General features: G+C 60.3%; 27 protein-coding genes. 8 read left to right on the plus strand and 19 right to left on the minus strand.

The features are described 5' to 3' along the window. Position 1: 1 nt before the first annotated feature. The 13 genes from BLW50_RS29395 to BLW50_RS30800 form a co-directional block, all read right to left on the minus strand. On the minus strand, positions 2-1,015 hold the full coding sequence (locus tag BLW50_RS29395) for a branched-chain amino acid ABC transporter permease (RefSeq protein ID WP_244544523.1): 1,014 nt from the start codon (positions 1,013-1,015) through the stop codon (positions 2-4). Positions 1,016-1,023: 8 nt separating this feature from the next. Further along, positions 1,024-1,896: a branched-chain amino acid ABC transporter permease gene (locus tag BLW50_RS29400; RefSeq protein ID WP_090710889.1), complete on the minus strand. Its 873-nt coding sequence runs from the start codon at positions 1,894-1,896 to the stop codon at positions 1,024-1,026. A 63-nt stretch (positions 1,897-1,959) separates the two neighbouring features. Continuing rightward, positions 1,960-2,676 carry an ABC transporter ATP-binding protein gene (locus BLW50_RS29405; RefSeq protein ID WP_090710521.1) on the minus strand — a complete coding sequence of 239 codons (717 nt, stop codon included), beginning with the start codon at positions 2,674-2,676 and terminating at the stop codon, positions 1,960-1,962. Further along, the gene (locus BLW50_RS29410) at positions 2,673-3,485 is read right to left on the minus strand and encodes an ABC transporter ATP-binding protein (protein WP_090710891.1); all 813 of its coding nucleotides are present in this window, start codon (positions 3,483-3,485) and stop codon (positions 2,673-2,675) included. The genes BLW50_RS29405 and BLW50_RS29410 overlap by 4 nt, the downstream gene beginning before the upstream one ends. A gap of 23 nt (positions 3,486-3,508) precedes the next feature. Beyond that, positions 3,509-5,044 (minus strand): class I adenylate-forming enzyme family protein, encoded by a 1,536-nt coding sequence (locus BLW50_RS29415; RefSeq protein ID WP_090710523.1) that lies wholly within the window; start codon positions 5,042-5,044, stop codon positions 3,509-3,511. A 189-nt stretch (positions 5,045-5,233) separates the two neighbouring features. Further along, positions 5,234-6,382 (minus strand): thiolase C-terminal domain-containing protein, encoded by a 1,149-nt coding sequence (locus BLW50_RS29420; RefSeq protein WP_090710527.1) that lies wholly within the window; start codon positions 6,380-6,382, stop codon positions 5,234-5,236. Beyond that, positions 6,379-6,795, minus strand: coding sequence for a Zn-ribbon domain-containing OB-fold protein (locus tag BLW50_RS29425; protein ID WP_090710530.1), 417 nt, complete (start codon positions 6,793-6,795; stop codon positions 6,379-6,381). Before BLW50_RS29425 ends, BLW50_RS29420 begins: the two co-directional genes overlap by 4 nt. Further along, on the minus strand, positions 6,795-7,706 hold the full coding sequence (locus BLW50_RS29430) for a MaoC/PaaZ C-terminal domain-containing protein (RefSeq protein WP_090710894.1): 912 nt from the start codon (positions 7,704-7,706) through the stop codon (positions 6,795-6,797). The genes BLW50_RS29425 and BLW50_RS29430 overlap by 1 nt, the downstream gene beginning before the upstream one ends. Positions 7,707-7,720: 14 nt before the next feature. Further along, a complete protein-coding gene (locus BLW50_RS29435) occupies positions 7,721-8,641 on the minus strand; it encodes an SDR family NAD(P)-dependent oxidoreductase (RefSeq protein ID WP_090710532.1) in 921 nt (306 codons plus the stop codon). A 144-nt stretch (positions 8,642-8,785) separates the two neighbouring features. Beyond that, a complete protein-coding gene (locus BLW50_RS29440) occupies positions 8,786-9,475 on the minus strand; it encodes a TetR/AcrR family transcriptional regulator (protein ID WP_170850457.1) in 690 nt (229 codons plus the stop codon). Between the two features lie 100 nt (positions 9,476-9,575). Continuing rightward, on the minus strand, positions 9,576-10,694 hold the full coding sequence (locus BLW50_RS29445) for an acyl-CoA dehydrogenase family protein (RefSeq protein WP_090710536.1): 1,119 nt from the start codon (positions 10,692-10,694) through the stop codon (positions 9,576-9,578). After that, a complete protein-coding gene (locus BLW50_RS29450; protein ID WP_090710540.1) occupies positions 10,684-12,252 on the minus strand; it encodes a class I adenylate-forming enzyme family protein in 1,569 nt (522 codons plus the stop codon). The genes BLW50_RS29445 and BLW50_RS29450 overlap by 11 nt, the downstream gene beginning before the upstream one ends. A 420-nt stretch (positions 12,253-12,672) precedes the next feature. Then, positions 12,673-12,831 (minus strand): hypothetical protein, encoded by a 159-nt coding sequence (locus tag BLW50_RS30800; protein ID WP_170850459.1) that lies wholly within the window; start codon positions 12,829-12,831, stop codon positions 12,673-12,675. 96 nt (positions 12,832-12,927) lie between these two features. Between BLW50_RS30800 and BLW50_RS30805 the strand changes: the two genes are divergently transcribed. After that, positions 12,928-13,152 carry a hypothetical protein gene (locus BLW50_RS30805; protein ID WP_090710543.1) on the plus strand — a complete coding sequence of 75 codons (225 nt, stop codon included), beginning with the start codon at positions 12,928-12,930 and terminating at the stop codon, positions 13,150-13,152. Positions 13,153-13,265: 113 nt separating this feature from the next. Here the strand turns inward: BLW50_RS30805 and BLW50_RS29460 are convergent, their stop codons facing one another. Next, the gene (locus tag BLW50_RS29460; protein WP_139267782.1) at positions 13,266-14,042 is read right to left on the minus strand and encodes a GntR family transcriptional regulator; all 777 of its coding nucleotides are present in this window, start codon (positions 14,040-14,042) and stop codon (positions 13,266-13,268) included. A gap of 61 nt (positions 14,043-14,103) precedes the next feature. Here BLW50_RS29460 and BLW50_RS29465 point away from each other — a divergent pair, with 61 nt between their 5' ends. Genes BLW50_RS29465 through BLW50_RS29485 form a run of 5 tightly spaced genes read left to right on the plus strand, consistent with a single transcriptional unit; the run spans position 14,104 to position 18,776 of the window. After that, on the plus strand, positions 14,104-15,810 hold the full coding sequence (locus BLW50_RS29465; RefSeq protein ID WP_090710550.1) for an FAD-binding protein: 1,707 nt from the start codon (positions 14,104-14,106) through the stop codon (positions 15,808-15,810). Positions 15,811-15,825: 15 nt separating this feature from the next. Then, positions 15,826-16,170, plus strand: a complete 345-nt coding sequence (locus BLW50_RS29470; protein WP_090710552.1) for a 2Fe-2S iron-sulfur cluster-binding protein — start codon at positions 15,826-15,828, stop codon at positions 16,168-16,170. A gap of 30 nt (positions 16,171-16,200) precedes the next feature. Continuing rightward, on the plus strand, positions 16,201-16,536 hold the full coding sequence (gene fdxA, locus BLW50_RS29475) for a ferredoxin FdxA (RefSeq protein ID WP_090710554.1): 336 nt from the start codon (positions 16,201-16,203) through the stop codon (positions 16,534-16,536). 31 nt (positions 16,537-16,567) lie between these two features. Further along, positions 16,568-17,389, plus strand: coding sequence for a creatininase family protein (locus tag BLW50_RS29480; RefSeq protein ID WP_170850460.1), 822 nt, complete (start codon positions 16,568-16,570; stop codon positions 17,387-17,389). 37 nt (positions 17,390-17,426) lie between these two features. After that, positions 17,427-18,776: an FAD-dependent oxidoreductase gene (locus tag BLW50_RS29485; protein WP_090710559.1), complete on the plus strand. Its 1,350-nt coding sequence runs from the start codon at positions 17,427-17,429 to the stop codon at positions 18,774-18,776. Here the strand turns inward: BLW50_RS29485 and BLW50_RS29490 are convergent. From BLW50_RS29490 to BLW50_RS29510, 5 genes are all read right to left on the minus strand, one after another. Next, complete coding sequence (locus BLW50_RS29490) at positions 18,745-19,668, minus strand: ABC transporter substrate-binding protein (protein ID WP_090710561.1); 924 nt, start codon at positions 19,666-19,668, stop codon at positions 18,745-18,747. The genes BLW50_RS29485 and BLW50_RS29490 overlap by 32 nt on opposite strands. Before the next feature lie 47 nt (positions 19,669-19,715). Then, positions 19,716-20,201, minus strand: coding sequence for a (2Fe-2S)-binding protein (locus BLW50_RS29495; protein ID WP_090710563.1), 486 nt, complete (start codon positions 20,199-20,201; stop codon positions 19,716-19,718). Beyond that, positions 20,194-21,069 (minus strand): FAD binding domain-containing protein, encoded by an 876-nt coding sequence (locus BLW50_RS29500; protein WP_090710566.1) that lies wholly within the window; start codon positions 21,067-21,069, stop codon positions 20,194-20,196. The genes BLW50_RS29495 and BLW50_RS29500 overlap by 8 nt, the downstream gene beginning before the upstream one ends. Then, positions 21,066-23,423 (minus strand): xanthine dehydrogenase family protein molybdopterin-binding subunit, encoded by a 2,358-nt coding sequence (locus tag BLW50_RS29505; protein WP_090710569.1) that lies wholly within the window; start codon positions 23,421-23,423, stop codon positions 21,066-21,068. Before BLW50_RS29505 ends, BLW50_RS29500 begins: the two co-directional genes overlap by 4 nt. A gap of 79 nt (positions 23,424-23,502) precedes the next feature. Next, positions 23,503-24,042 (minus strand): winged helix DNA-binding protein, encoded by a 540-nt coding sequence (locus tag BLW50_RS29510; protein WP_090710571.1) that lies wholly within the window; start codon positions 24,040-24,042, stop codon positions 23,503-23,505. Between the two features lie 284 nt (positions 24,043-24,326). Between BLW50_RS29510 and BLW50_RS29515 the strand changes: the two genes are divergently transcribed. Further along, on the plus strand, positions 24,327-25,151 hold the full coding sequence (locus tag BLW50_RS29515) for an ABC transporter ATP-binding protein (protein WP_244544525.1): 825 nt from the start codon (positions 24,327-24,329) through the stop codon (positions 25,149-25,151). Then, a complete protein-coding gene (locus tag BLW50_RS29520; RefSeq protein WP_090710573.1) occupies positions 25,148-25,858 on the plus strand; it encodes an ABC transporter ATP-binding protein in 711 nt (236 codons plus the stop codon). The genes BLW50_RS29515 and BLW50_RS29520 overlap by 4 nt, the downstream gene beginning before the upstream one ends. Positions 25,859-25,876: the final 18 nt, after the last annotated feature.

Consider the following 25,876-nt stretch of genomic DNA (forward strand, 5'->3'; position numbering starts at 1 on the left):
GTTATTGAACTGACGTCGGATTGGTCTTGGCGGCCGGTTGGCTGGAAGCGAGATGCGAGGCGCCATAACGGCTGCGCAGACGGGTGATGAGACCCACGACGCCATTCGGCATGGCGAACATGCAGACGATCAGCACGACGCCGTAAACGAACCAGGGTGCGTCTTTGGAAATCGTCTCAGCCAAGGTCGGCACGAACATGATGAAGACAGCGCCCAGGAAAGCGCCGGACAATGTGCCCATGCCGCCGATCACAATACCGACGAGAAGGGAGATCGACAGAAAGACGGTGAAGGAATCAGGCGCGACGAATTGAATGGCGATGGTCGACAAGGCGCCGCCTACACCGGTGAAGGCCGCCGATATACCGAAGGCCATGCATTTGATGTGTTTGCGATCGACCCCCATCGCCTCGGCGGCAGCCGCATTGTCGCGAATGGCCCGCATGGCGCGGCCACTGCCGCCGCGCAGCAGATTGTGCGCCAAGAGGAACATCACCGCGGTCACGAGGGCTGAGAAAAGCAGCAACCATTGATCCTGCGTCAACGGCAGGCCCGACGGGACCTCGGGCTTGACGAGCACGATCCCCTGCACGCCACCGGTGCAGCCATTGATCAGGTTCGACTTCAACAATTGCGGCATGGCGACGGCGAGCGCGAAGGTCGCTAGCGCCAGATATAGCCCTTCCAGCTTGAGCGCCGGCCGGCCAAACAGATATCCGGCGATGAAGCAAACGATGGCCGCAAACGCGGGCGTCAGCCAATAGGGCGCGGCGAACCGGTCCATGGCGATGGCGGTCGCATAGGCACCGATCGCGAAGAATGCCCCCTGCCCGAGGGAAATTTGGCCGCTGTAGCCGGTGAGAATGTTGAGGCCGAGCAAAGCGACCGCATAGGACAGAACCAGCGTTGCCTGGAGATGATGATAGCCGCTGGCGCCGACCAGGAAGGCGACCGCCACCAACGCGCCGGCGACGATCGAGATGGTCCGTAGGGCCGGCGTGGAAGAGTGCGACATCCCCATCGCTACACCCGCGTCACGATGGTTCGGCCCATCAGGCCCGATGGCCGCACGATCAGAACGCCGATGATCATCGCCAGCGCGACGGTCAGCTTCAGCTCGGTGCCGACGATGTAGGTGCCGACCACATTCTCCAGAATGCCGACGAGGAAGCCGCCGACCACAGCGCCGAACGGATTGTCGATCCCGCCGACCAGCGCACCCGCGAAAGCATACAGCAGCACGCCGGTCATCATGTCGGGATCGAGGAAGACGACCGGGGCGACCATCATGCCGGCAACGGCGCCCACGGCGCCAGCCAATCCCCAGCCGAGCATCAGCATGCGCGAAACATTGATGCCGACCAGACGCGAGGAGGCCGCATTCTGGGCCGCGGCGCGCATGACAAGGCCCAATGGCGTGAAGCGGAAGAAGCAGAACAGCGCCGTCACCATGATCAAGGTCACGCCGATGGCGCCAACATCATGGGCCGACATCAGCGAACTGCCGTACCAGGCCTCCGCCGGAAAGGGGCTCGGAAACTCCTTGATCGTATAACCAAACAGCAATCCGGCGAGGCTGTGGAAGACCACCAACAGACCGACGAAGACGACGACAATCGACAATACCGGCGCATTGTGCATCGGCCGGATGACAACAAATTCGATCACCGCCGCGATGACGAACGACAGCGCCAAGGTCACTACGAAGGCGAGCCAATAGGGCATGCCATTCTGGATGAGCGCCCAAGCCAGGAAGGTGGAGAACATCGCCATCTCGCCCTGGGCGAAGTTCACATGGTTGGTCGCCTGGTAGATCATCACCAGCGCCAAGGCGACGCTGGCATAGATGCCACCAGTCGCCAGGCCCGCCAGCACTTGCGGCAGCAGCGAACTCACAACAACCTCCACTGGCGGATCGTGAAAACGCTCTTTTGCGGTCGAGTGGCAAAGACCATGACCCTATCCTCCCAGATAGACCTGACGGACGGCATCGTCGCGGCGAATGTCTCCGGCGCGTCCCGATTTCACGATGCGACCCGTCTCGATGAGGTAAGCGGTGTGCGCCAGATCCAGCGCCAGTTTGGCGTTCTGCTCGACCAGCAGGATGGCGACCTTTTCCTCCTGGTTGATGCGCCGCATGATCGCGAAGATGTCCTTCACGACGAGGGGCGCCAGACCGAAAGACGGCTCGTCGAGCAGCAACAGTTTCGGCTTTCCCACGAGCGCACGGCCGATGGCGAGCATCTGCTGTTCGCCGCCCGACAATGTGCCGGCCTGCTGCTTGCGCCGTTCAGAAAGGCGCGGGAAATAATCGTAGATGCGGGCAATATCGGCTTTTCCGCCCGCCTGTCGCGGCCGCGCCTGTAGCCCCAAGCGCAGATTCTCCTCCGTCGTCAGGCCGAGGAAGGTGCCGCGACCATCCGGGACGTGGCCGATGCCGAGCCGGGCGATCTGTTCAGTCGTACGCCCCGTCACCGACACGCCGCCAAACGAGATGCGGCCCTTGGTCGAGACCATCATCTGGCAGAGTGCCCGCAGCGTCGTCGTCTTGCCGGCGCCATTGGCGCCGAGCAGAGCGACGATCTCGCCCTCCGCGATGACAAGATCGACGTCCCACAACACGAGCGAAGCGCCATACGTGGCCGACAGACCCTGCACGGTGAGGAGATTTGTCATGATGAGACCTCAAGCACGGTCTCATCGTCGTCGCCGAGATAAGCGCGGATCACTTCGGGATGGGCACGTACGTCGGCGGGTGTTCCTTGTGCAATCACACGGCCGAAATTGAGCGTCACAACTTTGTCGGAGATGGCCATGACGAGGCTCATATTGTGCTCGACGAGCAGAACCGTGATGCCAAGCCGACCACGCAGATCGACGATCAGATCCGCCAGCCGGTCGATTTCCTCGCGGTTGAGGCCGCAGGCCGGCTCGTCGAGCAGGAGGAGCTTAGGTTCCACCGCAAGAGCGCGGCCAAGTTCGACACGTTTGCGTGTTCCGAACGGCAGATCCACCACGGGACGATGGGCCACGGCCTCCAGACCGAGGAAATGGACGAGCTGGCGTACGCGATCCTGGGTCTCCTGCTCTCTTTGGACGGCACCCGGCAAGCGGAGCGCGTTGCGCGCGAACCCGGCGTCGAGCCGATCATGGCAGCCGACCATGATGTTCTCGGTCACCGTCATGGAGTCGAACAAAGCGACATTCTGAAATGTCCGACCAATGCCGATGCCGGCGATGTCGTGCCTGGCGAGATCGGTCAGCCGGCGGCCATCGAAATCAATATGCCCGGCAGCCGGGCTATAGAGCCGCGAGATGCAATTGAACAACGTGCTCTTGCCGGCTCCGTTCGGCCCAATCAACCCGCAAATCTGCCCAGCGGCGACCTCGAACGACACGCCGTCCAGGGCAACAATACCGCCGAATCGAACGGAAATACCGTCGACCCGCAGAAGCGGCTTCGCCTGACCCTGTTCGCTGGTCATACCGTCCATCGCCCGTTTCCTGCTCAAATGTTTCGCGGCCGGTTCTTCCACAATTCGTCGCGCACCACGCGCCGCAGCACTTTGCCCACCGGGCTGCGTGGCAGCTCGTCGACCACGATCACGCGCTTGGGCGTCTTCACGCCCGACAGAGTTTTGCGGCAGAAAGCGATCAAGTCGCTCTCCGTCACAGCTTCACTCGGTTTGACTTCGATGAAAGCAACGACGGCTTCGCCCCATTTCTCATCGGGCACGCCAATGACAGCGCAATCCTTCACGGCCGGATGAGCGAGAACGGCTTGTTCGACCTCGGACGGATAGACGTTGAAGCCGCCGGTGATGATCATGTCGCGCAGACGATCAACGATGTAGAAAAAGCCGTCCTCGTCGCGATAGCCGACATCGCTGGTGTGATGCCACGTGTCAGGCTTGGGCTTTTGATCATCTGGCACGCCGACGTAATGGGAGAATACGAGGTTGCTGCGCACGACGATTTCGCCGCGTTCGCCGGCTTTCAGCAGATCGCCATTCTCGCCCATGATCTCGACCCGCGCATAGATATTCGCCTGGCCTGCGCTGGCGAGACGATGCTGCTTATGGGGATCGGCCAAAGCTTCGGCGTGATGGTCCGGCGTCAAGCAGGTGATAGAGCCGAAACATTCCATCTGCGCATAGAATTGCGTCATCACCGGGCCAAAGAGAGCCAAAGCCTCGCGCAGCTTATCGACCGACATAGGCGCGCCGGCATAGATGAAGTATTTCAACGAGGAGAAATCGTACTGATGCCGCTTGGGATGGCTCAGCATCATGTAGATGGCGGTCGGTGGCAGAAACAGATGGGTGATATGGTGCTTTTCGATCGCCGCCATCACCGCTTCCGGCTCGAAACTCGGCAAAACGATCAGTTCCGGGCCCCGTGGCAGGAACATCAACGCCAAGCCGCCGGCCGCATGGCTCATGGGCGCCGCCAAAAGAAAGACTGGATGATCGCCGGGAAACTGCGAGGCGGCCGTGGCGACAGCGGTCTCCCAGTTCAGCTCCGTGAGGGCGACGCCCTTCGGCTTGCCCGTCGTGCCACCCGACGACGTCAGCGAGATGACCGCATGGGCGCGCGGCGGCAGATCGTCGAGCACAACATGGTCCGAGCCCGCCAGCCATTCGTGCCGCCCTGGCCCATCGAGAGCCGCGACAAGACGCAGATGCGGCAAACGCGCCTGCGCTTGCCTGACGACTTCGGTCACGGACGACGTGTAAAGCAATATGTCTACGTCTAGGGCGGTGAGATAATCGACGAGCTCGCTCGCCGTACTGCGCACATTGACCGGCACCCAGATGCAATGGACGATGAAGATACCGAAGACGCCTTCGATCAGATCGGAGGTGTTCGGCCCCATGATGCCGACACGCGTATCGACGCCGACCCCTCTGGCGCGCAGGCCCTTGGCGATGGCGATCGCGGCCGAGCGCACCGTGGCATAGTCGCGCGTCTTCTCGCCCTCGCGCAGGAAGATGCGATCTGGCCATCGTTGCGCGGCTGTGTTGAACATATCGATGAGATGCACGATCCCGCCCTCTGTCGATCATGAACCGAAGATGTCGATGCCTTTGCGGTGGCCGCAACAAGGCATGGCGCGTTTATCGGCACCGGCCTGAACCCATTTGTGCTTTCGACCCATTCACCCCTCCTTGCGATACGATCGGATCATCTTTCTTCTTGCGGTCCTTCTGGCGGAACCGTGCAAAGCCGTGCGCTATGATTTTTCGTTGCTGAAAATGATGGTACTGCTCGCCGCGAACATGCCGCCAACCCCATGGGCGACGGAGATTTTCGCACCAGGAACCTGCGCTGGAGCGATCCCGCGCATCTGGCGCACGCTTTCCTGCAAGGCATACATGCCGTACATGCCCGAATGCATGTAGCTGAGACCGCCACCATTAGTGTTGACCGGCAGCTTACCGCCCGGCGCCGTATGACGCTCGGAAATGAAATCGGCGGCTTCGCCAGGCTTGCAGAAGCCAAGCGCTTCCAGCCCGTAAAGTGGCAGATGAGCGAAGGCGTCATAGATCATCAGATGATCGACATCACTTTGCGTGATGCCCGCATCGGCAAAAGCCAGACGACCGGAATCGCGGAAGGCGCGCGAGGAGGTGAAATCCTCCATCTGGCTGATCAACGAGCTTTCGCACGCCTCGCCCGTGCCCACGACATAGACGGGCCGTGTCGAAAACTCTTGTGCCCGCTCCGGTGCCGTCACGATCAAGGCCCCACCACCGTCGGTCTGCGGGCAGCACATCAATAGGGTGAACGGATAGGCCACCATTTTGGCGCCGAGAACGTCGTCGACAGAGATCGCGTCCTTGAAGAAGGCGCGCGGATTGCGGGCTGCCCATTCGCGCTGAATGACCGGCACCATCGCCAGCTTTTCTAGCGAAATGGCATAGGTTTTCAGATAGCGCAGCACCGGAATCGTGAACATCGTCGGCGCGCCGATAATGCCGAAGGGCGTTTCAAACTGTCCCATCAAGCTCGTCGGTGGCGGCGGCCATGGAAACGGCGGCGGCGGCAGACGTGATTTTCCACTTTCGCCGTGAGTGATCAAAACCGTTTTGCAGAGGCCCTGGCCAATCGCCGCCACCGCATGACGCAGATGCATCATGAAGGAACAACCGCCGACCCCAGTGCCGTCGATCCAACTTGGCCGGATGCCGAGATAGTGGGCCAGTTGCACTGAATCTTCGCCGGCAGTCGCGATGCCATCGATGGCGGTGGCGGAGAGCCCGGCGTCGCGCAGGGCATTGAGGGCGGCATCGGCATGGAGTTGCAGTTGCGACATATGGGGCACGACGCCCATGGACGTCGACTCGGCGGCACCGACGACAGCAGCTTTGGCGCGGTTCATGATACGGCCTCGTCGGGCGCGAACAGCGGCAGGGAAATATCGTCGGTCAATCTGCGGAACGTGACGCGCAGCGGCATGTCGAGAAGCAACGCTTCCGGCGTCTGCGCGACATCGACGATATTGGTCATCATGCGCGGCCCTTCCTCCAGCTCGACGACCGCGATGGCATAGGGCGCGTCGAAGCCCGGCGCCGCCCGATGGCTGATGACATAGCTGTAAAGTTTGGCCCGTCCGCTGGCCTCTTGCTCAGCGACATTGCGCGACAGACAGCGGGCACAAAAGGGCCGCGGCGGAAAATAGACATGGTCGCAATCTTCGCATCGCTGCAGGACGAGGCGGCCTTCGCGCGCGGCGCTCCAAAAATGCGCCGTCTCGGGCGAAGGCGCGGGTATGTAGCGTTCGCCTTTAGCCATCACGCCAGCACTCCCGATGAACGTAAACGATCGCGTACGGACGCGACCACATCGCACTGCGCGTAGCCATTATCGAGAACGACCTTGTCGCGCTCGAGCACCTTGCTGCGGAACGACAAATACGGTTCGTCCTCGATCCAGATTTCCGTGCGCAGTGTCTCGCCAGGAAAGACCGGCGCGGCGAAACGCACGTCCATGCGCTTGAAGCGTGTCGGATCGTAATCGCAGAGGGTTTTCAGGAGAGCGTGGCCGGCGATGCCGAAGGTGCAGGCGCCGTGCAGGATCGGGCGCGGGAAGCCCACCGCGTGGGCGAGATCAGGATCGGCATGAAGTGGATTGCGATCGCCAGTCAGACGATAGAGCAGCGCCGATTGCGGCAAAGTCGGCAGATCGCAGACGAGATCGGCCGGGCGATCAGGGATCGCATGCGGGGTGGGTGCAACACGGCTCGTATCGGCGAAGCCGCCATTGCCGCGCAGAATGAAGCACCCGCGCTCGGTCGCCAGAGCGGTGTTGTCGAATCCATTGCGAATATGACGTTCGTAATAAAGGAGCGAGCCTTTCTGCGGTCCCTTGTCGATGAGATCGACGAGCCGCATCCGGCTGACGATCGACCCCGTCGCCGGTAGAGGTGCATGAATTTCGAGCCCTGCTTCGCCATGCAACATTTTCGATAGATCGAGACCAATATCAGGGTCCGTCATAAAGCCGATATCGGTCATGCCGAGCACGGTCAGCATGGTCGGCAGCGCCTTCAATTGCTTTTCATAGACGAACGGCAACCAACGTTCGTCGTCCAAGCGCTCGCCGAGGCCGATACTGAGCGCATAGAGCAAGGTGTCGCGGTCGTCATAGGAGCGCATCACGTCCTTGAACGGCCAGCTCATCAGCTTGTGCGGATCGAAAGCCATGGCGCGCGCCAATCCTAGATCGGATCCCAGTTGAACTGGTCGAGATGGGAGGTAAGCTTGAAGAAGGACGGCGACAGGGCCGGCAGCATGGTTTCGGCCAGGCTTTGCATGGTCCAGCCACCATCGTGATGCACCGAGCGGACCGCACGCGGCTGACTGATCAGGAAAATCTCATTGCCGCGCACCTTGAAGATCTGGCCCGTGATATCCTTGGCCGCATCGCTGGTGAGAAAAGCGCAAAGCGGCGCGATCTTTTCCGGGCCCATCTTCTTCTGGAACATCGCCGCGCGCTCCTCCTCGGCCTTCGAGCGCAAGGGAACGCCCGCGACAAGCCGGCTCCAGGCTGAGGGGGCGATGCAATTGGAAGTGACATTGTAGCGCGCCATGTCAAAGGCGATGCCTGTGGACAAGCCGACGACGCCCATCTTGGCCGCCGCATAGTTTGATTGGCCGACAGCGCCCATCAGGCCGGACGACGAGGTGAAATGTACATAGGCGCCGGAGTTCTGCGCCTTGAAATGCGGCGCGGCGGCGCGCGACACATAATAATAGCCGTAGAGATGGACCTGGATGATCGCATCCCATTCCTCATCACTCATATTGTAGAACATGCGATCGCGCAGGAAGCCGGCATTGTTGATGACACCATCAACACGGCCAAAATGATCGAGCGCCGTCTGGATGATTTTTTCCGCGCCCTCTTTGCTCGAAATGGAATCGGTGCTAGCGGCCGCCGTTCCACCGGCGGCTTGAATTTCGCGCACGACCTCGCCCGCCACCGTGCTGTTGCTGCCGCTGCCATTGGGCTCACCGCCAAGATCATTGACGATAACGCGCGCGCCTTCCTTAGCGGCGAACAATGCGATTTCGCGGCCAATGCCCCGCCCGGCGCCCGTCACGATCACGACCTTGTTTGCGAGATTGGCGGCCTGCATCGGCGGATGTCCTTTTAAGCCTGAGTGGCGTTCGTTGATCCAATTTATATTAGTTGTTTTCCTACTTAGTCAAACAGTTTTTGTCACGACCGTTCGATGCGAGGCCGAAGCTCATCGTCAGCGCGAGCTTTGCCGCAACACCTACTAGTTTTTCAGGAGACCCGTTAGAAACAGCTGCAGCAGCGCATCGGAAATGGCGCCGCCCTGGCTCTTGTCGTTGACGTCAACGCCATGGACGAGCTTGATCATCGGCGCCAGGCAAAACATCATGGAGGCCGTGGTCAAGATATTCTGCGTCACGAGATAAGAAGGAATGTCCTTGGCTTCTCCAGCCTGGATCAGCTCCTTGATCGTTTCATCCAGAAAATCGACGCGCTTTTGAAAGTGGCGGCTGATCAGCCATTTCAGGCGATCACTGTCGGCCAATGTCTCGCGCATCATGATGCTCGCCAGATCGGCGTTATAGTGCGACAGCGCAATGAAGCGCCGGACGATGACACGCAGCCGATCGGACGGTTTCAAATCCCGCAGCTCGTTCTTGTCGAGCGGAAAGCGCGCATCGAGATCATGCATCAGGAAGGTGAGCGCTTCGCGCCAAAGCTGATCCTTCGAGCCAAAATGATAATGAATGATCGCTTGCGAGTAACCTGCGGCGGCGGCGATGTCGCCAGTCGAAACACCATCAAAGCCAAACTTGGCGAAGAGTTCGACAGCCGTCTGCAACAAACCGTCACGAGAAGTCCGAGACGACTGCGCGTCTTTCCGTCCGCGTTTGACGACTTTGGGCGCCTCGGCGATCTTCGGTTTAGCTTTCCGCTTCGTTGCTGCTTTCACGTCGATCCCCGACTTGGCTCAGGAGGCCCGGCCAACCCCGTTCCGCTTCACCGCCGAAATCGGACTGTGCCGGATCGACCGCGATTTGCGGCATCGTGTATCATATCGCCCGCGCGATAATCTCTTTCATCACTTCACTGCTGCCCCCAGCAATCCGATCGACCCGCGCATCTACGAAAGCCCTGGCGATCGGGAAGTCTAGCATGTACCCCCAACCACCGTGAATTTGCAGGCAGGTATCCGCGGTACGCCCCAACATTTCAGTTACCCACAACTTTCCGGCGGCCGCATCCACGCCGTCGATGTCATCGGCAAGATAACTGGCCAGTAACCGATCCACCAACGCCCGGCCAGCCAGCAGGTCCGCCTTGACTTCGGCCAGTTTGAAGCGCGTGTTTTGGAACGACAGAAGGTTCTGGCCAAACAGTTCGCGCTGTTTGGCATAGTCCGCTGTTGTCGCCAAACAGGCCTCGGCCCGTGCCTGCGAGGAGATGCAGACGGTCAAGCGTTCGCGAATGAGTCCCTCCTTCAAGAGATCGAAGCCGCCGCCAAGACCGCCGAGAAGATCGGCCTCACCGAGCGGCACATCGCCGAAGAAGATTTCCGATGTGTCCTGCGCATGGCAGCCGATCTTTTCAAGATTCTTACCGCGCTTGAAGCCTGGCAACGTGGTGTCGACCAGGAACAGAGACAGGCGCCCGCTGCCCTCCACCTTGGCGGCGACAATCAGCACATCGGCGAGCTGCCCGTTGGAGATGAACACCTTCTGGCCACTGAGGGCATAGCCATCAGCGGTCGGCCTCGCCCGTGTCTTGATGCCGCGCAGATCGCTGCCGGCGGAAGGTTCGGTCATCGCCACGCCGGCGATCGCCTTGCCGGCCACCAGATCGGGCAGCCAGCGCTGCTTCTGCGCGGCGCTACCGTGTTTCTGGATATAGGGCGCGGCCATTTCCGAATGAATGATAAAGCCCGGCCCTGTTGCGCCCGCACGCCCCAGTTCATGGGTGACGATGGCGCTGGCGGCATAATCGGCGCCGGCGCCGCCGAATTCTTCCGAGACCGTGCAGCACAGAATGCCAGCACGACCGGCGGCCAGCCACAGATCGCGCGGCACGATGCCCTGCTGTTCCCATTGGCGGTGAAACGGGCTGATCTCGCGTTCGACAAAGCGCCGCACGTGATCCTGAAAAATCCGAAGCTCTTCCGTCTCAACCCGCATTGGCGATAATCTCCGCACGCAGTTTCTGTTTCTGGACCTTGCCGACGCCGCTGAGCGGCAGCGGCTCGCTGCGAATAGTCCAACTTCTGGGGATTTTATAGCCGGCAATCAGCCCACGGCAGTGCGTCTCGAAATCCTTGGAGAGGCTGTCTTGCACATCCGGGGAGCGCACGACGACAACAGCATGAGCCCGCTCACCCCATTTCTCATCGGGCAAGCCGACGAGCGCGCATTGCAGCACTTTTGGATGGCGCGCCAGTGCATTCTCGACTTCGAGCGAATAGATGTTCTCACCGCCCGAGATGATCATGTCCTTGGTGCGATCATGGATTTTGATGAAACCATCCAGGTCTATGCTGCCGACATCACCAGTGTGCATCCAGCCATTTTTTAGCACGGCGGCGGTGCCTTCCGGGTCCTCCCAATAGCCGAGCATGACGAGGGGACCACGGACGAGAATTTCTCCGGCTTCATCGGCTTTACATGTCGATCCGTCTTCGCGCACGATCTTGACTTCGGACGTCGCCATCGACTGGCCGATGCTGCGCATCCGATGAACCTTGTCGGGCGCGGGATCGTGATCTTCCGGCGCCAGGGTGACACAGGCGCCGGCCAACTCGGTCATGCCATAAAATTGGCGCAGCTTGACACCGGGCACGACCTCTTGAAGCCGCTCGATCAAGGCCGGTGTCATTGGCGCCGCGCCATATACGATCATCTTGACGCTCGACAGCAGATCCATCGCGCTGCCGCCGCTGGAAGCCTGCGCCTGCGCTTCATCAAGAACCATCGACACCATGGTCGGCACGAGACACAGATGCGTCGGCCGATACCGCCGGATCAGATCGAGGCAGGCTTGCGGCGTAAATTGCTCCAGGAAGCAATGGGTGCCTGCGGCCAAAGTCAGAGCGCTGCCCATGCCGAAGTCTGCGAGATGAAACATCGGCATCATGTGGACGTAGATGCTGCTACGATCGAATTCGAGCGCTTGGCGCAATTCGAGAAACTCGACGCGAAGACTGGCGCTGGAAATCGCCACGCCGCGCGGCGAACCGGTCGTGCCGCCGGTGAAGAAAATGCCGGCCACCGACTGGTCTTGCCCGGTACTCAAATCCTCGATGGCATCGGCTTCGAGAAGGCGCTCATAGCGATCGGCCTGCGGCATGTCCTCGCCGCCGGTCCAAATCACCCGCAACGTATCAATCTCCTGGCAAACCTGTCGGACCGTTTCGGCAAAAAATGGATCGGCGATCAGCAGCTGGGAGTTGGTTTTACGAATGGCATCGCGCAGTTCGGCGGCCGCGAATCTGAAGTTGAGCGGCACCAGGATCGCGCCGGCCCACGCTGTTGCGTAGTGGATTTCGAGAAATTCGGGTCGGTTGAGCATCAGAACGCAGACACGATCTCCAGGTTCGATACCCTCGTCCCGCAAGCCCCCCGCGATTCTTGCGACGCGATCATTCAACATAAGCCACGATATGCTCGTATCGTTTGTCACCATGGCCAAGTGGCTCCCCGCCACCTGCCCAGCCCTCTTTAAGGCAGACGTGATACTCATGCTCGCCCCTGAACATCGTTTCTTATTGATTAAACAGTAATACTACTTATTTAACCAGTCAATGCCAACTTAACCGGCACCAATTGGTGCTCCCTGTCCCGGGCGTTAGATCAAAGATTCAGCTCTTGAGAGGCTTCCTCTGGGCTCGCTGAAAGCCCAACAAAATTAGGCAATCGAACGCGTTCGTTAAAAGGAATAGTTCCTAAACCTCACGCCGTTCCCAGCCGGGGCCACGAACTCAAGCACCACGAATTTCCCGCGCATCGATGATAAGAAGCCTGCGGAGCATGTGAACGCCGCGATCGGAAATTGACGCCCTTCTTTACGACGCACCTGCTGGCCCGCCTTGAGACACAGCCTGTCGTCTGATGACCGTCGCGCGCCGGTGCCATGGGGCGGATGCGTAGGCAAAGACCGTAGCTAGTCATCGGCTTTGCCGGTGTTGAAGCGACGCAGCAAGCTCGTGAAAATACGTAGGTCGGCTTCGCTCCAGCTGTCGAGAAGACGGCGAAAGACTTCGCCCTTGTACTTGATCGCGGCGCGCATCTTGTTCGAGCCCTGATCTGTCAGGGACAGCATCACTCCGCGCTGTCAGCCGGATCGGGACGGGACTTGACGATTCCGGCTTGCTTGAGCTGCCGCACCAGGCGGCCGGCTGCGCAACGCGTCCGCGACATGGCTCGCCTGGGCGGCCCCGAAGGCGTGAAGCCATTGGACGATCTGGTAGGTCGCCGGTTGCAGATCGGCGTCGAAACTTGCGGCTATTTCAGTCGTGACCGCACGGGACGCGCTCAGCAGCGCATCGAGCTGTTGGCCAAGCGACATCCAGAGTCGCGGCGTCTCATTGTTCTTCTGTCAGCGGGAGGCGCCATGCGGCCGGGTGATCGCAGCCTGGTATGACAGGATCGACGTGCTGATCAACATTCGACATTGCACACTTTTGTTCAGCGGCTCTCCTTCACTATTTCCTGCTCTCCATCGCGCCTATCCTCCGGCAGGGATCATGCTTGGTATCAAGCTTTGGCGCGTGAAATACTGGTTCCGCTTAAATTCGTATGCTTGATGATGCCCTCGACTACCAAGGTGCGAATGGTGTTGATATGCGCCTCGGTGATGGCGCGAGCGCGTGGTTTATCGCCGCTAGACAGGGCTTCGATCAAGGTATCGTGCTCCTGATGCAATTCTTCCGGCCGTTCGCGCAAGACGAAGCCGAGATGAAGCAAGCGGGTCATTTCATCAATGATCTGCGATAGGGAGTTGGCCATGCGGGAGTTGCCGGAGCAGTTGGCGATCTCCATGTGAAAGGCCCGATTGGCCGCAACAAAACGGCCCTCGCTCACCGTGTCTCCGGGAACATAGCCAACGGCGCATTCGGCATTTAGAGCCTGCAGCCGGGCGGCATCGACATGGCCGCAGGCCTTTTCCATCACCACGGGCTCGATCAACATCCGCAGCTCGAACACTTCCTTGACCGACTGCAGCGTCACTGGCGTGATCAGATGCCCAGATCGAGGAATCGGGATCACATATCCTTCCTGGGCAAGCTGCGACAGGGCGCGACGGATGGACGCCTTGCCAAAACCATAGAGGCCCGTCAGCCGAGCTTCGCTAACTTCCTCGCCAGGCGAAAGCTTGCACCAGACGATGTCGTGTTTGATCTGCTCAAAAGCCTCTTCGTTGAGCGATTTCTTCGGAAGACTTTCGGCGTCCGCACGCATCATTTCCCCAGTGCAGTTTTCTGATTTTGGCGCAATAACGCCTCCGCTGCTTCCTGTCCAATGACATTTCAAATAATTTAGTTTGACATGTCAAGAACGGTTATCTAACACCCACGGTAGCAGGGAGGCACAGATGCCCGATATTGTAACCGACGTTCTGGTGATTGGGGCTGGAGCGGCCGGAATGACCGCCGCAATCACAGCCGCCAAGGCTGGCGCGTCAGTGCTGCTCGTTGACAAGAGCCTCGTCGGCCGAGGCGGCGCGACGATCATGGCGCAGATGACTGTGGCCGCTGCCTTGGGCGAGCAGGCCGAGGACAGCTGGTCACTTCATCTCGAAGATACGCTGAAAGCCGGCCGCGGCATCTGCAATGAAGAGCTCGCCGGCATCCTGTGCCGCGAAGCGCCTGAGCGCATCCGCGAACTCGATGGCTGGAATGTCGGCTGGGCCCGCGACGCTGAGGGACGCATCAATGGCGTGCAAGCGCCCGGCCATAGCGTTCCGCGCTGCGTCTATGTCGACATTCTCAACACTGGCCCGGCTGTCGCCCAAGTTTTGCGCACCCAGGTTTCGCGCGTGCGCACGCTCAAACGCGTCAGCGGCTTGGCGATCCGCGACCTTGTCGTTCATAACGGCCGTGTCGTCGGCGCTGTCGGCGTCAATGTGGATGATGGGCGCACGGTGACCATCAACGCCAAGGCGACCATTCTCGCCGCCGGTGGCTTGACCAAGCTGTTCCAACGCAACAGCGCCTCGACCAACATGAACGGCGATGCCTATGCGCTCGCCTTGCGCGCCGGCGCCGATCTTATCGACATGGAATTCCCGCAGTTTTTCCCCATCGGACATCTTGCGCCGCGCCTCGTCGGCATGGACCCCATCATGTGGGATCCGTTCCGCTACAAGCTCGGCGGGCGTCTGTTGAACGGACGCATGGAGGAGTTCCTCGAAAACTATGGGCTGAAAGACAGCGGTGTCTATACGGCGCCACGCGATGTGACCGCCTATGCCATCGTCAAGGAAAACGAAGCAGGACGAGGCTCGCCAGCGGGCGGTGCTTATCTGAGCTTCATGCATGTGCCGGAAGCTGATCTGCGCGCTGCTTTTGGCCCGACCATCGACGTGTTGGCGAAGAACGGCATCGATCTCACCAAGCAATGTGTCGAGGTGGCGCCTATCGCGCACTATCACATGGGCGGTGTCCGCGTCGATGGCGAGATGAAAACCTCCGTTCCTGGCCTTTACGCTGCGGGCGAGGCCGTCGGCGGCGCCAATGGCGCCAATCGCCTTTCCGGCAATGCCATTCCCGAAGCGCTGGTCTTTGGCGAGCGCGCCGGCCGCTTCGCCGCCGCCGAAGTCGGAGCGGTTCAGCAGCAGTGGGATGATCGGGCCGCAGCGGCCATTCTCACTCAGATCGCCGAAATCAACCATCGCGCCGAAGCTGGATCCGCCAATGAAATGGCGGGAACGACCAAGCTATGGGGCGAGTTGCAGACACTGATGTGGGAAAAGGTTGGGCTGTCGCGCACGCAGGAAAGCCTGCAACAGGCACTGGAGCGGTTGCGGAGCATGCGCACGACCGATATGGCGCATGTGAAGCTCAGTCCAGGGCAGGTCTTCAACACGACGGTTGAGGAATGGTTCGAGTTGCGCAGTTCCCTCGAGGTCGCGGAAATGATCACGCTCGCGGCGCTCAATCGTCAGGAAAGCCGCGGCGCCCATCAGCGCCTCGACTATCCCGAAACCAGCACGGATTTCGAGCGCAACCAAATCCTCCGCCTCGAAGGAGCCGCCATTGCATCGCGATGGGCGCCCCTCGCCAAAGCCAAACACGTTTAGGGATCGGATAGGCTGATGACAGAACAGGTTCCTCTTCTGGTCGCCCGTGGAACGCAAGAAACCGGCCTCCAACTTCAGGAATTCAGCATCCCCTATGTCGAGGGCATGTCGGTGCTCGATGCGCTGATGTGGATCCGTGCTCATGTCGATCCGACGTTGGCGATTCGCTACAGCTGCATCAATGCGAACGCCTGCAAGGAATGCTCCCTCATGGTCGACGGTTCTGTCACCTATGCCTGCACCGCTCGACTGACTCCCAAGGGCGCCAAGATCGAGCCCCTGGAGGACAAGGATGTCATCCGCGATCTGGTGACAGATATCGCGCCGTCAAAAGAGCATCTCTCCGCGATCCTCAAATAATTCTGGTTCTCGCCCAAAAAGGACCTGCTTATGACCTTTGTCGTCACAGATTCCTGCATCCGCTGCAAATTCCAAGACTGCCTCCAGTCATGCCCCGCGACCTGTTTTTACGAAGGCGCCAACATGCTGGTCATCAATCCGGAAGAATGCATCGACTGCGGCGCCTGTGAGCCAGAATGTCCGGCCGAAGCGATCATGCGCGACACAGCGCCTGGCGCCGAAAAATGGGTCGAGTTCAATCGCAAATATGCCGCCCTCTGGCCCAAAATCCGCAAGCCCGGCACGGTGCCCGACGACGCCGATGACTGGATCGGTGCAGAGGATAAGCTCGAAAACGAATTCGACCCGACGCCTGCATCACGCTAAAGCCGGCATACTGAGCCCCGAGGAGAGAATCATGGCAAAAAGCGTTTGGCTCCACGAGCTGACATGGCCGGATATTGCGGAATATCTTGAGAGGCAGAGCGTCGTGATGGTGCCGGTCGGCGCCACCGAACAGCACGGCCATCACACGCCTCTTCTGGTGGATACCGCCTGGGCAAGCGACGTTTCGGAAGCCGTTGCGAAGCAGGAAGGCGTCCTGGTGACGCCGCCCATGCATTTCGGCTGGTCGCCGCATCACCTGGCCTATCCGGGCGGCATCACATTGCGGCCGGAAACTCTCACGCAGGTCTGCGTCGATATCGGAGAAAGCTTGATCTCCCATGGCTTCAAGAAGATCATTTTCGTCAACGGCAACCGGGTCGCCAATCTTCCGCCGATGCAGATCGCAATGGCGAAACTGAGATTCAAGACCGGCGCCTATGTTGCGATCATCGACACCCATCTGATTGCCCGCAAGGAAGTGTGCGAAGCGGCGGGCAATGGCCGCGATGCCTCCCATCATGCCGGCAATGTCGAAACGTCCTTCATGCTGCATGCTCACCCCGAGCTGGTGCGGGTCGACAAGATCATGACCCTGCCCGATCATCCGCTCGCCGACTTTGCCAGCAATCTTCCGATGGATCCGCCGCTCGATCAGAACATCGCGTTCAATCAGCCGACCGCGGCCGAGTTCTACAAGCGCACCCAGGGGCACGGCACTTATTCCAATCCGGCCGCTGCTACCGCCGAAATCGGCAAAGCCGTTCTAGACGTGACGATCAAGCGGGCCGCGCAATTCATCGCGCACGTCAAGACGCTCGACGTTCAGTGCGAACGGTGCCCGATCCCCATTTGAGAACTGGCGGCTGAACAGACCGGCAAAGGCGCTCTCCATGACACATTCCGTCAACGGCGCGACACGCAAGTTTGCGATTGTCGGCGCGGGCCCGGCCGGCTTCTACACGGCAGAAGCCCTCACGACCGCATGTCCGGACTGCGAGATCGATCTGATCGACCGGCTGCCGACGCCGTATGGCCTGGTGCGTTCCGGGGTCGCGCCCGATCATCAGGCGACCAAAAAAATCCAGGAGACATTCGACGGCATCGCCGCCCTGCCGAATGTCCGTTTTATCGGTAACGTCGAGATCGGCCGTGATGTTTCCCTGGTCGAGTTGAGAGAAATTTATGATGCGGTCGTACTGGCAAGCGGCGCGCCTTACGATGTCGCTCTCGATATTCCCGGTGCCGAACTGCCCGGCGTCTATGGCGCAGCCGCCTTCGTCGGCTGGTACAATGCTCATCCCGAACATGCGGGGCTGAACCCGCAACTGGATCAGGCAGGCGCCGTCGTCATCGGCAACGGCAATGTCGCGATCGATATCGCGCGCATCCTGTCGCGGCCGCCGGCAGATCTGGCAACGAGCGACATCGCCGATTACGCCTTGCAGCAGCTTCGCAACTCGCAAATCGCCGACGTCCATATCGTCGGCCGGCGGGGCGCGTTGGATGCGAAATTCACCACGGTTGAATTGCGCGAACTCGGCGAACTGCACGATGTCGTCGCCCTAGCCGAACCGGCGCAGATTCCGGCGGCGCTGGATGACAATCTGCCACCACGGGAACGGCGGCTGAAAGCCAAGAACCTCGAATGCTTCCAGGCTTTCGCCAAGGAAGATGCGACGTCCCGGCCGCGCCGCATTCGCTTTCAATTCAATGCGCGGCCAATCCGCGTCCTGGGCGAGACGCGCGTGGAAGCGATCCGCTTCGAGCGCACGCAGGTCGATAACGGCCGCGTCGTGGGCAGCGGTGAGACGTTCGACGTGCCGTGCGGGCTCATCGTCGCGGCCATCGGATACCAGGCCCGTCCCATCGGCGATCTCGCGGTTGCCGCCGCAGGCAACCGTCTCGAGAACGTGGATGGCCTTGTCGCTCCGGGCCTTTATGTCGTCGGCTGGCTGAAGCGGGGACCGTCAGGGAAAATCGGCACGAACCGGCTGGACGGTGAGGAAGTCGCCGAGCGCATCCGCGCGGAAACTGGCATCGGCGGCAAACCCGGCTTCCAGGCATTGCAGCAGATCCTTGATCGGCAACAAGTGCAATGGACCGATTTCGCCGACTGGAAGAAAATTGAGCACGCCGAAACGATCGCGGCTTCCGACGGCGCGCCCCGCCGCAAGTTCTTCGCCATACCGGAGATGCTGAAGCATCGCGTCAAGCCTGACGGTCACCCGCCGGAACCGTAGTCGCGAAGGTCTTGATCGGCGCTCCGCCCTGCACGAGCCCCGATCCTTGTGCGAACCGTTCCAGCCCTTCGATCGCTTCGCTCGAGATCTGGCTGTCGTAGTAAGGAAGATCGCGTTGAATGAGGCCAGCGATCAGCTCCGCCTCTTCAGGCGGAAAGAACTTCCGGCCGACGGCCGCTGCTAGCTGAACATCCTTTTTAAGGGCGGCATGAGTCTGGTCGATGGCGCGCACCATCGCAGCTGCGCGTTCCGGTGATGTTTCCACCATTCGAGCCGTCGTCGCGAGCGTGGCGAATGTCGCGTAGAACCAGGTTGGATGGCCATCGGCTCGCCTGACATCCAGAACGACATCGCCGATGCCACGGCGCACCGCCACTTCGGCGCCCATGCCGTTGGCCCAGAAACCGTCAATCTTTCGCTCTTCCAAGGCCCGTGCCGCCGAAAGACCGAAATTAGGCCCCACGCCCGGCATCATCGGCGGCGGAGCAATCTCGATCCCGTCACGATCAAGATCATATCCCGCATCGCGAACCACCGCGCGCAGGCCCATATCGACCCAAGGGGCAGCGCCAATCCGCTTGCCCTTGATGACATCGAGTTCCCCGCGCTTGGCTGCGAAATCTTTATGCATCACGAGGAACCAGTACATCCCTCGCGACAAGGCACAGAGGAGATTGACGCCCTGCCAATCCGGAAAAGCCGAAAGCGCCGCATGAGCAGCGCCGGCAACAAAATCGACCTCGCCATCGCGCAGCATGCGATAGGCCTTGTCGACCGGAAAAATCAGCTCATGGGTAACATCGAGCCCCTGCTCCGCGAAAAAGCCGAGTTCGATGGCGGCGAGAGCAGGAAAATAGGAGTTCGATATCAGATCAGGAATGGCAATTTTCATGGGGCACCAAATCGAGCGTCTGGGGATTGGTTATTGGCGCTGGTCAGCTATTTCCGCTGTTCATTGAGAACGGCCAATGCTGCATCGACCATGCCCTGATAGCCGGTGCAGCGGCAGAGATTGCCTGCCAAAGCATGGCGCACAGTCGCTTCGTCGACCGGCTGACCTTCCAAGTCGCGTTGCAGCTCGACCAATGTCATGACGACGCCAGGCGTGCAATATCCGCACTGCAAGCCATGATGCTTGGCCAACGCCACCTGAATGGGGTGGAGGTCTTCGTCCGATTTGGCAACGCCTTCGATTGTCTCAACCGTGTGCCCATCGGCCTGCGCCGCCAGAAGCAGGCAGGAACGGACGGTTGCTCCATCCAGCAGAACAGTGCAGGCGCCGCAGACCCCGTGTTCGCAGCCAATGTGGGTGCCCGTCAGACCAATCTGATGCCGGAGCATGTCTGCAAGATGCGTTCGCGCCTCAACGGTTACATGGTGCTCCGCACCATTGACGCGCACTGTGATGGTGTGGCGATCAGACATGCATTTTGCTTTCAGCCCGAGTGATGGCCCGGCGCAGAGCCCGCTCGCTCAACACGCCCGCCAAATGCTGCTTGTAGTCAGCCGGCGCATAGATATCGCTGTCGGCTGGAAGTGCCACCGCCGCCTGGGCTGCAGCCCGAATATCGTCCTCGCTCGGGTGATGACCGATCAAAGCGGCCTCGCCGGCTTTCACACGCTGCGGCGCCTCGACCAGGCCACCAACGGCAATGGCCGCCCGAGCGACAGCGCCTTCCGGGCTGAGTTCGACCAGAGCGGCCACGGAGACGATCGCGAAGCTTTCGCCGCGCCGCGTCACTTCCTCGAAAGCACAGCCATGATGTTGCGACCAAATGGGAACGTCGATGCGGACCAGCGCCTCGTCTGGTTCGATCTGGGTTGTCAGATAGCCGGTCGACAAGGTTTCCGCCGCTATGACTCTCTGTCCGCGCACGCTTTCGAGGACAAACATAGCATCCGTTGCAAGCGCCACCACGGGAAGCTCCGCGGTCGGGTCCATATGGGCAATGCTGCCGCCGACCGTGCCACGGTTGCGCGTCTGCTGAAACCCGATGTGGTGCAATGCCTCGCCAAAAATCGGCATATGTTGGTTCACGAGATCGGACCGTTCGAGAGCCCGTTGCCGCACCATCGTGCCGATTCTCAGATGCCCTTCTGCGACCTCGATATCGCCAAGGCCGGCCACACTGTTCAAGTCGATGAGGTGGTCCGGCGCGGCGATACGCAGATTGAGCATCGGCATGAGCGATTGGCCGCCGGCGAGCAAGCGAGCATTATCGAGCGTCTGCAGCAACGACAGCATTTCCGCCCGGGACGCCGGCCGATGATAGGTGAAAGGCGATGATTTCATGATGTCGCGGCCATCGTCTTGGGATGCAGAAGCCGATGTAAACGTGCGGGCGTGATCGGTAGTTCACAAACTTTGACGTTCTCGTCCCGCAGAGCGTCCTCGACGGCCGATGCAACGACAGCAAGCGCTGCGATCGTGCCGCTTTCGCCGGCGCCCTTGACCCCAAGCGGGTTGAGGGGCGTTGGAGATTCCATATGGTGCACCTCGATCCGGGGCAACACATCGGCGGTGCACATCAGATAGTCGACCCAGGTGCCCGTATGAGGCTGGCCATCCTCACCATAGATCATGCGTTCGTATAAGGCGCTGCCGATGCCATGGACGACCCCGCCCACCACCTGACCGTCGACAATCATCGGATTGATCAGGCGGCCGCAATCGTGAACCACCACATAGCGCCGCACATGAACGGTCGCCGTCGCAGCATCGACCTCGACTTCGGCGATATGCGTGCCGTTGCAATAGGTCAAAGCCGCCGGCTGAAAATCGATCACGGCGGAGAGCCCTGGTGTCATCCCGGCCGGCAATGGGAAACCGGGCATGCCTTCCAACGATGTCGCGATTTGCGCAAAACTGCGGCCAAGCCCCGGAACACCTTTCACGTATACGCGGCCGTCCTCGAGTTCGAGGTCGTCCGGTGACGCTTCCAACGCCTCGGAGGCGACCTTCAAGATCTTTTCGCGAATCTGGATGGCCGCCTGATGCGCAGCGTTGCCCGCCGTCACGGCTTGCCGGCTGGCAAAAGCCCCAAGGCCAAGCGCGCTTGCAGAGGTATCGCCCGCGATCACGGAGATAGAGGCCGGCGACACACCCAGCACTTCGGCAACCAGTTGAGCGAGCATGGTCACCGTGCCCTGCCCTTGCGCCGCCGCGCCGGTGCTGACAATGACCTTGCCCGATGGGCCGATCCGCACCGCCGCGCTTTCGAATGGCCCGCGTCCGGAGCCTTCGACATAGTTGGCAAGCCCAATGCCGAGGTGCTTGCCTTGGCGCCGAGCTTCGGCTCGGCGCACCTCGAAGTCGGACCAGCCGGCGAGTTCCAGTGCGCGCCGCTGGCACTCTACATAGTCGCCACTGTCGTAGATCATCGCGCCACCATCCCGCGTGGTCAGCGAAGTCCGATAGGGCATCTGGTCCGGCTGAATGAGATTGCGGCTGCGAATCTCGGCACGGTCAACATGGAGCTGTTTGGCCAGGCGATCGAGCAGGCGTTCCATGATGAACGTGCCTTGCGGCCGCCCCGCGCCGCGCGTCGGCGTGGCGGGAACGAGATTGGTCAGGCAGAGCGAAATGTCGAGATGATAGGCTGGAAGGACATAGGGCCCGAGCAGATTGGTCGCGGAATTGTAGGGCAGCGCGATGCCATAGGGCGTATAGGCGCCGTGATCATGAATGAGGTGGCCGCGAATCCCAAGGAGCTTGCCATCCTTGTCAGCCGCCAGTTCGATATCCCAGTATTGATCCCGCTCCTGGGTCGTTGCGGTGAAACTCTCAAGCCGATCCTCTATCCACTTGACCGGGGTTTTCAGCAAAACCGCAGCCGCGGCAACAGCCAGCTCTTCAGGATAAAAAATGAACTTCGGCCCGAAGCCGCCGCCAACGTCCGGGGCGACGACGCGCACCTGTGTCTCATCGAGACCCAGCGTTGCGACAAATATCCGTTTGGCCTGATGCGGCATCTGGGTGCTGTCCCAAACGGTCAGCAGGCGCTCCATCGGTTCGTAACGCGCCACAAGCCCGCGCGGCTCGATGGAGTGCCCTCCCCCCTTGTGGAGGTGAAAATGTTCGTGGATGACGTGTGCCGCACGAGCAAAGGCACCATCGACATCACCATACTGAGCTTTGGTCCGCGCAACCAGATTGTCGGCACACTCGAGCCGCGCCCGCGGCGCGTCCGGTTGGAGCCCACTGCGTGGATCCACTACCACCGGCAAGGCTTCCAGATCGAGCGCAATCAAGCCGATTGCATCCTCAGCGATATGGCGGCTTGTCGCGATGACCAAAGCGATGGGTTCGCCGACATGGCAAACCTCGTCGCGGGCGAGCACGAAGGGATCGACCTGGTAGCGGATGGCCGCCGACGGCATGGCGAGCGGGATACGATCCAACGTCAGGAGTGCACGAAGGTCGGCGTAGGTAAGGACAGCGCGCACACCGTCCAGGCTTTTGGCGGCGGCCGTGTCGATCGACCGGATACGTCCATGAGCGAGCGGACTGCGCAGAAAGGCACCATGCAACATCCCGGGCAATTCGATATCGTCGACGAAACAGCCTTGGCCGCGCAACAGCGCCTCATCCTCCAGCCTTGCAACGGCGTGGCCAATGTAACGGGGCGCTTTTTCCTCAGCCTGCATGATAGATATCAACTCCGTGAGCGAGTGGCTGACGCCACTTCTTCATATCTGCGCCGACAGCGGACCGACGCTTCATGGGTCACACCGTAGCTGCGGATCGGGCCGCCTGATTGTAATAGCCGGACACTGCGCGCAGCATCTCGCCCAGCCCGGAAAGCGCTTCTTCGGACGGGCCAGACGTGCGCAACGGCTTGACCAGCAATTGCTCGCGCACGCCTGCGTAACGGGCGCAAACCTCGGCGCCGTGCTGTGTCACGGCGACAAGCTTTTCCTTACCTTGGCGCTGCGTGCTGACCAGCCCCTGCGCCTCGAGCTTACGCAGCGCGTAAGTGACCAGATGAACTTCCTCGATGTCGAGAATGAGGGAAATGTCTGCGAACTTCTTCGGGCGCCCCCGATGGCGAACGATATGCAGAATCAAGACTTCGAGCCGCGACAGGTTCGGCACGCCTGAGGCGGCCATACAGCGGACAATCCAGCGATCGAAAGCATGAACGGCGAGAATGAGACCGAATTCGACCTCCGAGAGCGCGGGCGAACCACCCTCTGCGAGGTGAGCGGAGGAAACGATGGGCTCATGGAGCTTCGTCTCGATGGTCGGATCTTTGATCTTTGTCATAGCTTCCCTTTAAACTGTCATTTTCCCGATAAATTATCAATCTGATGCAGATAAATTACCGACTTAATTCTAGCATGAAGGCCTCATCGCGACCGGAGAAGTTGCCCTAACGTTGGATAAACCCAAGATATTTTGGAAATATGCGGTCGCTACCCACATTTTCCTCTGTTCTCAGGCGTCTGCATTCCACTTCAAGGCGTACAAACATCTTGATAATAAGAAAATGAAGATATAATATCGTTATATTATCGACAAAATAACGATGATAAGTGACGAGGCGAGGGATGGAGGAGTCCTTCAAACGACATAAGAAGAGCCAAAAACTCGCGGCGATGGAGCCGGGCGAGGCTTTCCTTGACGTCAAAAATATCAGCGTCCGCTTCGGCGGCATCGCCGCGCTCCGCGACGTCTCTTTTCGTGTCCATACGCAAGAAATCTGTGGCTTGATCGGCCCGAACGGCGCCGGCAAGACCACCCTCTTCAATTGCATCAACGGCCTGGTTCCCGTCGACAGCGGCGACATTTGCGTCGCCGGCCGCTCGCTCAGCGAAATCCCGCCGCGTGACGTGGTGTATCTCGGCGTCAGCCGCACGTTTCAGAACGTCGGCTTGTATGGAGACTTGTCAGTCCTTCAGAACGTTCTGCTCGGCGGGCATTCCACCTCGAAATCGGGCTTTCTGGCGATCTCGTTTCGGCTGCCGTCCGCCCGCCAGGAAGAGCAGCGGCTACGGAGCGAAGCGCTCGCCTGCCTAGCGGAAGTTGGCCTGGCCCATCTCGCCGATGAGAGGGCAGCGAACCTGCCCTATGGTTCGCTCAAACGGGTGGAAATCGCCCGCGCCCTCATGTCATCGCCAAAGCTTCTCATGCTCGACGAACCAGCCGGCGGGCTCAGCCATGGCGAGGTCGACGAGCTCGGAGAGATGATCCGCCGCCTACGCGCCGATCGCGGCCTGACTGTTCTCTTGGTCGAGCACCACATGCGCATGGTGATGGATCTTTGCACCCATGTGGTGGTGATGAGCCAGGGCGCCGTTCTCGCGGACGGAACACCCCAGGACGTTCAGCGAAACGAAGAAGTCGCCTCCGTCTATTTCGGGAGCGCCGCATGAGCCTCCTGCAGGTGCAACATCTCGTCGCCGGCTACGGTCCGATCACGGTTCTGCGCGACGTGCAGCTCAAGGTAACAGCAGGTGAAGCCTGTGTCATTCTCGGCGTCAACGGCGCCGGCAAAACAACGACACTGCGCGCCATCTCTGGATTGATCTGGCGCCATGGCGTCATCCGCTTCGATGGGAGCGACATTTCAAACTGGTCCGCCGAACGCATCGCCCGGGCCGGCATAGGCCATGTCCCGCAGGGGCGCGGCACCTTCAACGATCTGACGGTCAAGGACAATCTTGCCGTGGGCGCGGCCCTGCGCAGAGACCGGAGCGGTGTGCAGGCCGACCTTGAAATGGTCTTCGATCTGTTTCCCCGTTTGAAAGAGCGGAGCAAACAATTCGCTGGTAGCCTGTCCGGCGGCGAGCAACAGATGCTGGCCATCAGCCGCGCTTTGATGGCATCGCCACAGCTTCTGCTTCTTGATGAGCCATCGCTTGGCCTGGCGCCAAAGCTGACGGAAGAGATTTTCGCCGCGCTCAATCGTCTGCGCGTCGAACGCGCCCTGACGATGCTGATCGTCGAACAGAATGCGGCTTTGTCGCTGCACGTTGCCCAAAAGGCTTATGTCCTCGAAACGGGCTCCATAGCCTTCGAAGGCGCCGCCTCCGCCGTCGTCAACGACGATCAGATTCGCCGCATCTATCTAGGTATGTGATTGCAACAAAGGCAGCCG

This window comes from Beijerinckia sp. 28-YEA-48 (assembly GCF_900104955.1).
In the GTDB taxonomy this organism is placed as follows: Bacteria; Pseudomonadota; Alphaproteobacteria; order Rhizobiales; family Beijerinckiaceae; genus Terripilifer.

Excerpts from the sequence above, each read along its gene's own strand:
- BLW50_RS29490 (WP_090710561.1), bottom strand. The coding sequence starts at position 19,668 with ATGAAAATTGCCATTCCTGATCTGATATCGAACTCCTATTTTCCTGCT.
- BLW50_RS29495 (WP_090710563.1), bottom strand. The coding sequence starts at position 20,201 with ATGTCTGATCGCCACACCATCACAGTGCGCGTCAATGGTGCGGAGCAC.
- BLW50_RS30805 (WP_090710543.1), top strand. The coding sequence starts at position 12,928 with ATGGCTCGCCTGGGCGGCCCCGAAGGCGTGAAGCCATTGGACGATCTG.
- BLW50_RS29405 (WP_090710521.1), bottom strand. The coding sequence starts at position 2,676 with ATGACAAATCTCCTCACCGTGCAGGGTCTGTCGGCCACGTATGGCGCT.
- BLW50_RS29465 (WP_090710550.1), top strand. The coding sequence starts at position 14,104 with ATGCCCGATATTGTAACCGACGTTCTGGTGATTGGGGCTGGAGCGGCC.
- BLW50_RS29485 (WP_090710559.1), top strand. The coding sequence starts at position 17,427 with ATGACACATTCCGTCAACGGCGCGACACGCAAGTTTGCGATTGTCGGC.
- BLW50_RS29505 (WP_090710569.1), bottom strand. The coding sequence starts at position 23,423 with ATGCAGGCTGAGGAAAAAGCGCCCCGTTACATTGGCCACGCCGTTGCA.
- BLW50_RS29515 (WP_244544525.1), top strand. The coding sequence starts at position 24,327 with ATGGAGGAGTCCTTCAAACGACATAAGAAGAGCCAAAAACTCGCGGCG.
- BLW50_RS29420 (WP_090710527.1), bottom strand. The coding sequence starts at position 6,382 with ATGAACCGCGCCAAAGCTGCTGTCGTCGGTGCCGCCGAGTCGACGTCC.
- BLW50_RS29500 (WP_090710566.1), bottom strand. The coding sequence starts at position 21,069 with ATGAAATCATCGCCTTTCACCTATCATCGGCCGGCGTCCCGGGCGGAA.
- BLW50_RS29480 (WP_170850460.1), top strand. The coding sequence starts at position 16,568 with ATGGCAAAAAGCGTTTGGCTCCACGAGCTGACATGGCCGGATATTGCG.
- BLW50_RS29450 (WP_090710540.1), bottom strand. The coding sequence starts at position 12,252 with ATGAGTATCACGTCTGCCTTAAAGAGGGCTGGGCAGGTGGCGGGGAGC.
- BLW50_RS29410 (WP_090710891.1), bottom strand. The coding sequence starts at position 3,485 with ATGACCAGCGAACAGGGTCAGGCGAAGCCGCTTCTGCGGGTCGACGGT.
- BLW50_RS29425 (WP_090710530.1), bottom strand. The coding sequence starts at position 6,795 with ATGGCTAAAGGCGAACGCTACATACCCGCGCCTTCGCCCGAGACGGCG.
- fdxA (WP_090710554.1), top strand. The coding sequence starts at position 16,201 with ATGACCTTTGTCGTCACAGATTCCTGCATCCGCTGCAAATTCCAAGAC.
- BLW50_RS29395 (WP_244544523.1), bottom strand. The coding sequence starts at position 1,015 with ATGTCGCACTCTTCCACGCCGGCCCTACGGACCATCTCGATCGTCGCC.
- BLW50_RS29520 (WP_090710573.1), top strand. The coding sequence starts at position 25,148 with ATGAGCCTCCTGCAGGTGCAACATCTCGTCGCCGGCTACGGTCCGATC.
- BLW50_RS29470 (WP_090710552.1), top strand. The coding sequence starts at position 15,826 with ATGACAGAACAGGTTCCTCTTCTGGTCGCCCGTGGAACGCAAGAAACC.
- BLW50_RS29510 (WP_090710571.1), bottom strand. The coding sequence starts at position 24,042 with ATGACAAAGATCAAAGATCCGACCATCGAGACGAAGCTCCATGAGCCC.
- BLW50_RS29445 (WP_090710536.1), bottom strand. The coding sequence starts at position 10,694 with ATGCGGGTTGAGACGGAAGAGCTTCGGATTTTTCAGGATCACGTGCGG.
- BLW50_RS29430 (WP_090710894.1), bottom strand. The coding sequence starts at position 7,706 with ATGGCTTTCGATCCGCACAAGCTGATGAGCTGGCCGTTCAAGGACGTG.
- BLW50_RS30800 (WP_170850459.1), bottom strand. The coding sequence starts at position 12,831 with ATGCTGTCCCTGACAGATCAGGGCTCGAACAAGATGCGCGCCGCGATC.
- BLW50_RS29435 (WP_090710532.1), bottom strand. The coding sequence starts at position 8,641 with ATGCAGGCCGCCAATCTCGCAAACAAGGTCGTGATCGTGACGGGCGCC.